Source organism: Stenotrophomonas sp. STEN225 (assembly GCF_056756445.1).
The window spans coordinates 1-7,558 of sequence record NZ_JBRRBV010000034.1 but is presented as its reverse complement, the minus strand read 5'-3'; the positions used below and the strand labels follow the sequence as shown (position 1 = coordinate 7,558).

Genomic DNA, 7,558 nt, shown 5'->3' with positions numbered 1-7,558 from the left:
TTCCGCCGGGCATGGCCCGGCGCCACCAGACACAAAAAAGCCCCGACCAGGGCCGGGGCTTTTCATCAAACATGGTGCCGGAAACAGGAGTCGAACCTGCGACCTACGCATCCATCATAGCGAAGGGCTATAGGCCAGTAGCATTGGCTCTATCAGCTTCAAGCCTCCCTCCAGCCGACCTTCGTCCAGTGCTTCTTTGGAGAGCAAGGCGATCTCCAATCCGGCTTCATCCAGCGGTCCAAGTGAAAGCAGCGCCAGCAGGTTCAGTAGATCGAGCCGATCAACATAGCCATTCTCAAACAGCCACCGCACCATGCTCAAGTGTTGCTTGGGCATCTGCCCGGAAAGGACATGATTCCTTGCAATCCACGTTGATGCTCTTGCAAGAGCCCCTACGTCGTGTTGCGAAAGATAGGAAGCAATGTCGGCATCGATAGCCGAGGGCACACTTACTTCGCCCGACCAGTAGCGGTCCAGCAAGCCAGGAGCCAATTCGCTAGCAGATCCGAGAAGCCCTGTCTCCACAATTATGGCCAGAAGCTCGTAGCTATCACCGTTCATGCGCGAAGTCCTGACCGGTCCAATATGGCTATCGGCGAATAGTGAATTTTCATGGGATCTCCTCTGGATTAGATTACGAGAAAATTCCATTTATCAATGCTGCCGACCTACGGGGAGATTACCGGCCAACTTAGGACAGGATGCGAGGCGGTGATTGGATGCGGATCGTCCGCAGCAAACGTGCTCCGCCAGCCTTTGCATCGAAGCCCTCAACCTTGTTCTCCTATCTATACGGGAAACCAGTCAGCCAGTATTTCCCATCAGTGACTGCAGATTTCGGAAGGCCGCGACGCACTCCGGAACACCATCTGACAAGTCGTCGAAGAAGAAGTCTTTGTAGAAAATATCTGGCCAAATAAGAACGTCACCATCGCGAACTTCGATCCGCCAGAAATCCGGAATTGCTCCATCAATTACATCAAATACGCCAATCGGCGCGAAGATAAGATTCCCATAATCATCGACCAGCTGACAGATTAGCGCCCCCGCTCTATACACACTTGAACTACGATGCAAACTGAGCCCATAAACCGTGTACTCTTTTCCACGAGCCACGAACAGTTTCGGCTTCACCTTACCCTCTGCGCCAAGGTCAGCGAGAACGCTCTCCCAATCATCAATAACTTTAACTCGCATGACCTACTTCCCCTCTTCAATCAACTTTGTTTTTGGCTCAACGACTTGTCCGCTCGTCTGATTTCGATATGCGTGGGTAGAAAACTGCTGACCATCTGGCGCCTTATGCGATGAGCTCGACACCTTGGTCCAATCTGATGCCTGCCCTCCATGAACAGCGCTAAGGCGCGGCGAGTCCCGTAATCCGACGCTACCATTACCGCCAGCTATGACCCGCCCTTCGCCTGATATCAGCTCGCCAAGCTGCTGCTCGCTGCCAAGTTGCTTATTCAACCTAACTCCATCCGCTATGTTGTCGGCGCCTTTTATCAGCTTCCCAGCCCCATCCCCTACTACGGGGACAAGCCCAACTCCGGAAACAGGAGTCGAACCTACATTTCATCTCAGTCCCGGGTCTGTCGGTCCAGCGATATTTCCGGTTCCGACCATCCTGTCCAGACTCTCCTCAAATACCTCACCATCTTCAATGTAGAGCTGAACTTCGTGGTCGGATGATAGCCGGATGTCCAGTACCCATACTTGCGGCGCACCAGCAAGCGCATCGCACAGATCACCCGTCGACACCTCTAACGGCCTGTTCACCATCCGCTCTCGAAGATGACCCAAGGTCGCTTTTGACTCCGCTCCCGAAGGGACATCCAAATGCGATAGCAGCCAAATATCATTCGTGCTGAAGTTATCTCTTAACGCCTCAACTACCCTGTCTCCCGTGATTGGGAAGTCCCAAGCGTTTACGGTCATGACTATCCGCCTCCGTTAAGCGGCCGCGCGGGTCCGCGTGAAGGAGTGCCCCCGGTAGCACTCGGCTCATAAGGATGTTCGTGCGGGTTCGTATGACTGCCCGGCCGACCGTGGTCAGTAAAATCAATAGTCTTTACCGGCCTCCCGTGACCGTCGAATTCTCTCGCCTGGTCGTACTTTCCATTTCTACCATCTCGCTGCCCCAGTTGCGTATGCGGGCCAGCCGCATCCGGTTCTGGTGCAGGCTCACCATTGGGCTTAGTGGGTAGTGGTCGGTCGGGGAAACGATTGGGTATTGGCTGCCCGTCTCGCCCCCGCCGCACTGTATCCCGACCTGCGGGACGTTCAGTGGGCCTCGAAGTTGGCCTTCCACTTGGCCCGCTCTCGCGATTCCCCCCGGATGTATCCTCACTGCGCTGGATGTTTCCACCAGGGTTGGGAACCGGGATGGGAAGGATGTAAGGGGCCGGCATCGGGATCGCCTGCCGTCCATCAGGATCAGTGAACTTGTACGGATTCCCGTTGGCATAGCGATACCGATTGAACTGCCCTACCGGCTGCTCATATGCCGTCACCGGATCCACCGACAGGAACACACCCAACTGCGGATCCATGTACCGCTGCTGCATGTAGCTCAGTCCGGTGGCCGAGTCGCTCACATGCCCGGTATACCCCGGGCCATCCGTGACCTGACCACCGACCACAGCACCGTAAGGCTCGTAGTCATAGCGCTTGATCACGTTGCCGTTGGCATCGCTTTCGGCCACAACCGAGCCCAAGGCATCCGTGTGGATGTAAGTGACCGTCGTCTGGGCAATTGCGGCTGGCGACAGGCCAAGGCCGAGCAGCAGCACGCAGCACAGCCAGGCGCCGAATGCCCCCGACTTCCGAAATCGCTCTTCAAATCCCCTGAAGCGGGCCGACACACCGCCTGCAGTTCCCCCGAACCTGCGCATCCTTCCAATCCCTGAAAGAGCCTTGAAGCAAGGCTGGGTATTCATAGCACAGGAATGACCGGCCGCGGTTGCCACGTCAGGAACAGTGCGAGGAGCCAAGCGCTCGGGAAGCCGGAGGGACGAGTAGGCCGCGAGACTCGGAAATTGCGGCTTCCCGCCATGGGTTGGCACTGCTGGGGAACTCGCATTCCGCCGGGCATGGCCCGGCGCTACCAGACACAAAAAAAGCCCCGACCAGGGCCGGGGCTTTTCATCAAACATGGTGCCGGAAACAGGAGTCGAACCTGCGACCTACGCATTACGAACCCAGCCGACTGAACTTGGCGAGCGATCTAAGCAGCTCGCGACTGACCGGATGATCCCGACTCCGGACGAGCGAACCGGCATGGACCGTTGCCGCCGGGACGATGGGGGCGCTCTCGGGGGCTCAGCTGTGAGAACGATGCGCTTGGTGAGGGGGGATGACATTGGGCGGAGCGTCCGCAAATGGCGATAGAACCAACTTAGGACAGGATGCAAGGCGGTGTTTGGATGAGGATCGTCCACAGTGCACAGCCCCGCCCCATGTAGCCGCCAATTAAGTCACTACTTAATTTGAAAACCGATGAAATTCGAACAGACCTTCAGGTTCTACGGCACGCATACCAAAATCACCTCGTATCGATACCCATCACCAACTTCGTACACGTGAGCCTGAAGCACTAGGTCACTCCTCCCCTCTTCTTCTGTGTAAAGATCAACCAGAACATTCCAAAAATCTCCATACCAGATGCAGACGGAAGAGTTCCAGGACTCATCTGGCAGCCTTTTCAAGTGTGCGCCATACGCGCGAATGTTCTCTAGCGCGCTTGCCCACACATCTGGGGCCTGAAGGGTTACCTGCGGTAGCGATGGTTCGCCACCTTGAATCAGAGCATCAACGATGGCTGCGAGCGTGGGCCGCCAAGCTTGCGGCACCGCAGTCTCGTTCTCACCATCTTTAGCTATGGTCGTCTCATTCATTGCTAATCTCTCCCGTGCAATTGCTTGTGGCAGTCCAAACGTACTCAGCAACGGCTTGCCGGGCTTGGTCGCGGGCCTGATCAAGTGTCAGAAGCTCAACGACCCCAAGGTACGACGCTTACCGTGCGCCCAGGTCACGATCCAAGCTTTGTGGCCCGAGGGTTGCACTCGCAGAATCAGGCCGCGAACCTGAGCGTCCCTGAGCTCGTAGGGGCGATCTCGGGGTTCTGCTGTGAGAACGATGCGCTTGGTGAGGGCGGATGACATTGGGCGGAGCGTCCGTAAGTGGCGATAGCGCCAAATTAGGACAGGATGCCAGGCGTTGATTGGATGAGGATCGTCCTCATCTAGGCATCTGCAGGCATCAGAGAAGGCACGACACGCGAGAGAACTTCAACGCAGACATCGTCGGAGAAGACCGCATAATGCGCCATATTTCCCGAAGAATGAACGCCACCGCTCGAATTCTCCAACCACGTCAACAACGATGAGCTGGTTGCACGCATCAGGTTATGCCCGGCCACCACTACGCCTGACTCCCAGTATTCCTGGAGACTTCCCTCCTGAGTAATTCGAACGGCCAAGGGCGTTGCGAAAATCAGAATCCACGCCTTCCTTCCCGTGTTCTCGAACAAATCTATAGCCATAGATCCGTCAATCGAATATCTAACTTCCCCGACATCCCACGAGTGATCCCCGTCCATTCCGTCAGGTCGCCACTCTTCAAAATCTGCAGAACGCTGTCCAATCATGGGTTCTTCCCATATCTAAACTCATCAGTGGTTCGACCGTCCTGGCGCCGAATCTCCAGCGTCGGCCGTCCATCCTTGGAGTAGTTCCTGTCAATCACTCGACTTCCATCCTCCAATTGCCCAACACGAGTTCCGTTTGCCTTTGTGTCGACATCCTTGGGACCCAGCGCGTCAAAATCCTTTGCCTTCTGATCTGATTCGGCTCCTCTATCCCATACCCGGGTGCCTCGGGTAGTGACATTTTCAATAGTCGATTCACCACGTAGTCCAGCTACGCTATCGGGCGCCTGCTTTCCCCCTTCCCCCTCCGTGGAGTCGGTCGGATCAGCCCCTTCACTCCGCTGGGTGGAATCAATTGCATTTGAGACTAATCTCCCCCCGTACGCTATCGTCAGAATTGCAGGAAGCGCCAGAGCATCAGCGATGGTGTTCACCTCACCAGAACATCGATTCTCGTTACAAGTGACTGCACGTCCATCCGGATCTGTGAACTTGTACGGATTGCCGTTCGCATACCGATAGCGATTGACCGGAATTCTTCGATGCGGGCATCGGCTATGAGGTTGCCCCACCCCTTCTTGATGTCCGTCACGTCGAAGACCTTGCCCGCACGGCGCTCGCCCGCTTGTCTAGCCCAACGCTGCAGGACTTCCATGGCTTCGACGTTTAGCGGGATGTGACGCTGCCTACCGGACTTGGCGTTCTCGGCTCGAATGGTCAGCATCTTGGCTTCCCAGTTGATGTCCGCCCATGTCATCGATAGCAGTTCACCCCGCCGCATGCCGGTATTGATGGCTGTAAGGACCACCGGAGTCAGGTGATCGACATAGCCGTCCATCGGCAAGTCAGGCAGAACCGCTTGCCGGTACTTACGTCGGGCCGCATTCGCGTTCGCCCTCCCCTCAACCCCAGCTAGATCGCGCGCTGCCAGCGAGGCCCGGAGCATCGCCTCCTCATCAGGGGACAGGAACCGAACCACCTTGCGGCTAGCTGCTGATCGCTGACGCATGCCCATGAGGGGGTTAGTCTCGATCAGCTTCCACTCAACGGCCCGAGACAAGGCAGACCGCAGGCAAGCAAAGTCGCGCGCTGCGGTAGCCTTGGTGACTGCATCGGGGCCAGTGACACGACCGCGCCACCATCGCTCCATTGTGGGCACGTCAATTTCGATGATCTGACGACGCAGCAGCCACGGGAACACTGATCGGATGCGGTCCGGGTACTGACGACCACCCTTGAGCTCAGCTATCGCCCAAGGCTCGAAATGCTCGTTGAGCAGTGTTTCGAGCGTGCAGCTAGTGGGCTTGGACTTTGCGAGTGCCGGCAATCCGGACTGAACGTATTCAGCGACCGCTTGCCGGGCTTGGTCGCGGGCCTGGTCGAGCGTCAAGTGCTCGACCGAACCTAAGGTACGACGTTTACCGTGCGCCCAGGTCACGATCCAAGCCTTATGCCCTGAAGGCTGCACACGCAGGATCAGGCCGCGAACCTGAGCGTCCCTGACCTCGCAGGGGCGATCCCGGGGTTCAGCCCTGAGAACGATGCGTTTGGTGAGGGCGGATGACATCGGGCGGGTTGTCCGTGAGTGGCGATAGAGCCAACTTAGGACAGGATGCGAGGGGATGTTTGGATGAGGATCGTCCGCTGACGATGCCTAATGTCTGCGACGACAGAGCACAAACTTGCTCCGAACACTGAACGAAAAAACCTACTGCCCTACGCCGTCGGTTCGCGCATCCTGACTGTCGACGCGGGGACCCTCGGCGAAGTTCAAAAACTGAAGCACGATCTCCTCCAGGTTGAGCACTCCACCGCAAGCGATATAGCGCCCATCCGAAATCTCGGACTGAATCCAATCTACTTCCGAACGATCAATGCGCGTTCTGGGCAGCGAATATTCACTCAACTCCGTGTCAACCAGGTCGACAGTGAGAATCCACCCTGGGTTATCCAAAGTGTCTATCTTGATACCGTAGGAATGCTCCCAATCTTCGTCACAGTGATTCGAGTACCATTTTTGCAAAAGCGCAATCGCAGTGTCCATAAATAATCTCAGTTCCGCTTTGGCAGCTCTTCTGGGAGCGCCGGACGCACCCCCTTTTGCCCTGCCTCTTTCACATGAGGTGTGGCAATGATGGATCCATCAGGATTGGTATGAGCCTTTCCGGTTACGTCGACACGCTTTACCTCTTGGAAGCCGGACGGATTGTTCGGATTTGGCTGGTAAGTGGCAGTATTGCTGATATTGCCATCCTCACCACGCTTTAGGACAGAGTGTGCGCCCTCTGCATTGGCGTCCGGTCGCAATTTGTTTGTGTTCCGGCCAGATGGCGCGCCAACTGTAACAGTCCCAGTCCGGGGTGGCTGCATACGCAGGGGCGGCGCTCGAATGCCACCAGCATGGGACTGCCCGCCCTTGACGATACCGGAACCAATGGCATAGCCAGTTTGCTCAGCCCAATTGGCATGCAACGGAAATCCGTGCTCGTATCGGGAGGCGTTAAGTGTTCCGTTCTCAAAGCCGGTCTGGAAGTCACTCCAACTCTGCCTCCCGTCCGGATCAGTGAACTTGTACGGATTGCCGTTTGCATACCGATATCGATTGAACTGCCCCACCGGCTGTTCATAGGCCGTCACCGGATCCACCGACAGGAACACACCCAACTGCGGATCCATGTACCGCTGCTGCATGTAGCTCAGCCCGGTGGCCGAGTCGCTCACATGCCCGGTATACCCCGGGCCATCCGTGACCTGACCACCGACCACAGCACCGTAAGGCTCGTAGTCATAGCGCTTGATCACGTTGCCGTTGGCATCGCTCTCGGCCACGACCGAGCCCAGCGCGTCCGTGTGGATGTACGTCACCGTCGTCTGGGCAATTGCGGCTGGCGACACGCCAAGGCCGAGCAG

General features: G+C 56.9%; 7 protein-coding genes. All 7 read right to left on the bottom strand.

Annotated features, from left to right (window positions below; translation table 11 throughout):
* Positions 1 to 114: 114 nt before the first annotated feature.
* The gene (locus ACVOJ1_RS18860) at positions 115 to 561 is read right to left on the bottom strand and encodes a hypothetical protein (protein WP_263177819.1); all 447 of its coding nucleotides are present in this window, start codon (positions 559 to 561) and stop codon (positions 115 to 117) included.
* Positions 562 to 804: 243 nt separating this feature from the next.
* Positions 805 to 1,197 carry a hypothetical protein gene (locus tag ACVOJ1_RS18855; protein WP_154582419.1) on the bottom strand — a complete coding sequence of 131 codons (393 nt, stop codon included), beginning with the start codon at positions 1,195 to 1,197 and terminating at the stop codon, positions 805 to 807.
* Positions 1,198 to 1,940: 743 nt separating this feature from the next.
* Positions 1,941 to 2,894, bottom strand: coding sequence for an RHS repeat-associated core domain-containing protein (locus tag ACVOJ1_RS18850; RefSeq protein WP_317629488.1), 954 nt, complete (start codon positions 2,892 to 2,894; stop codon positions 1,941 to 1,943).
* Between the two features lie 630 nt (positions 2,895 to 3,524).
* Positions 3,525 to 3,896 (bottom strand): DUF7668 domain-containing protein, encoded by a 372-nt coding sequence (locus tag ACVOJ1_RS18845; RefSeq protein ID WP_253120517.1) that lies wholly within the window; start codon positions 3,894 to 3,896, stop codon positions 3,525 to 3,527.
* Between the two features lie 1,182 nt (positions 3,897 to 5,078).
* A complete protein-coding gene (locus tag ACVOJ1_RS18840; protein WP_263177818.1) occupies positions 5,079 to 6,215 on the bottom strand; it encodes an integrase family protein in 1,137 nt (378 codons plus the stop codon).
* A 141-nt stretch (positions 6,216 to 6,356) separates the two neighbouring features.
* Complete coding sequence (locus ACVOJ1_RS18835) at positions 6,357 to 6,692, bottom strand: immunity 53 family protein (protein ID WP_053520415.1); 336 nt, start codon at positions 6,690 to 6,692, stop codon at positions 6,357 to 6,359.
* A gap of 8 nt (positions 6,693 to 6,700) precedes the next feature.
* The coding region (locus tag ACVOJ1_RS18830; protein ID WP_346480774.1) for an RHS repeat-associated core domain-containing protein at positions 6,701 to 7,558 on the bottom strand (858 nt) is incomplete at its 5' end.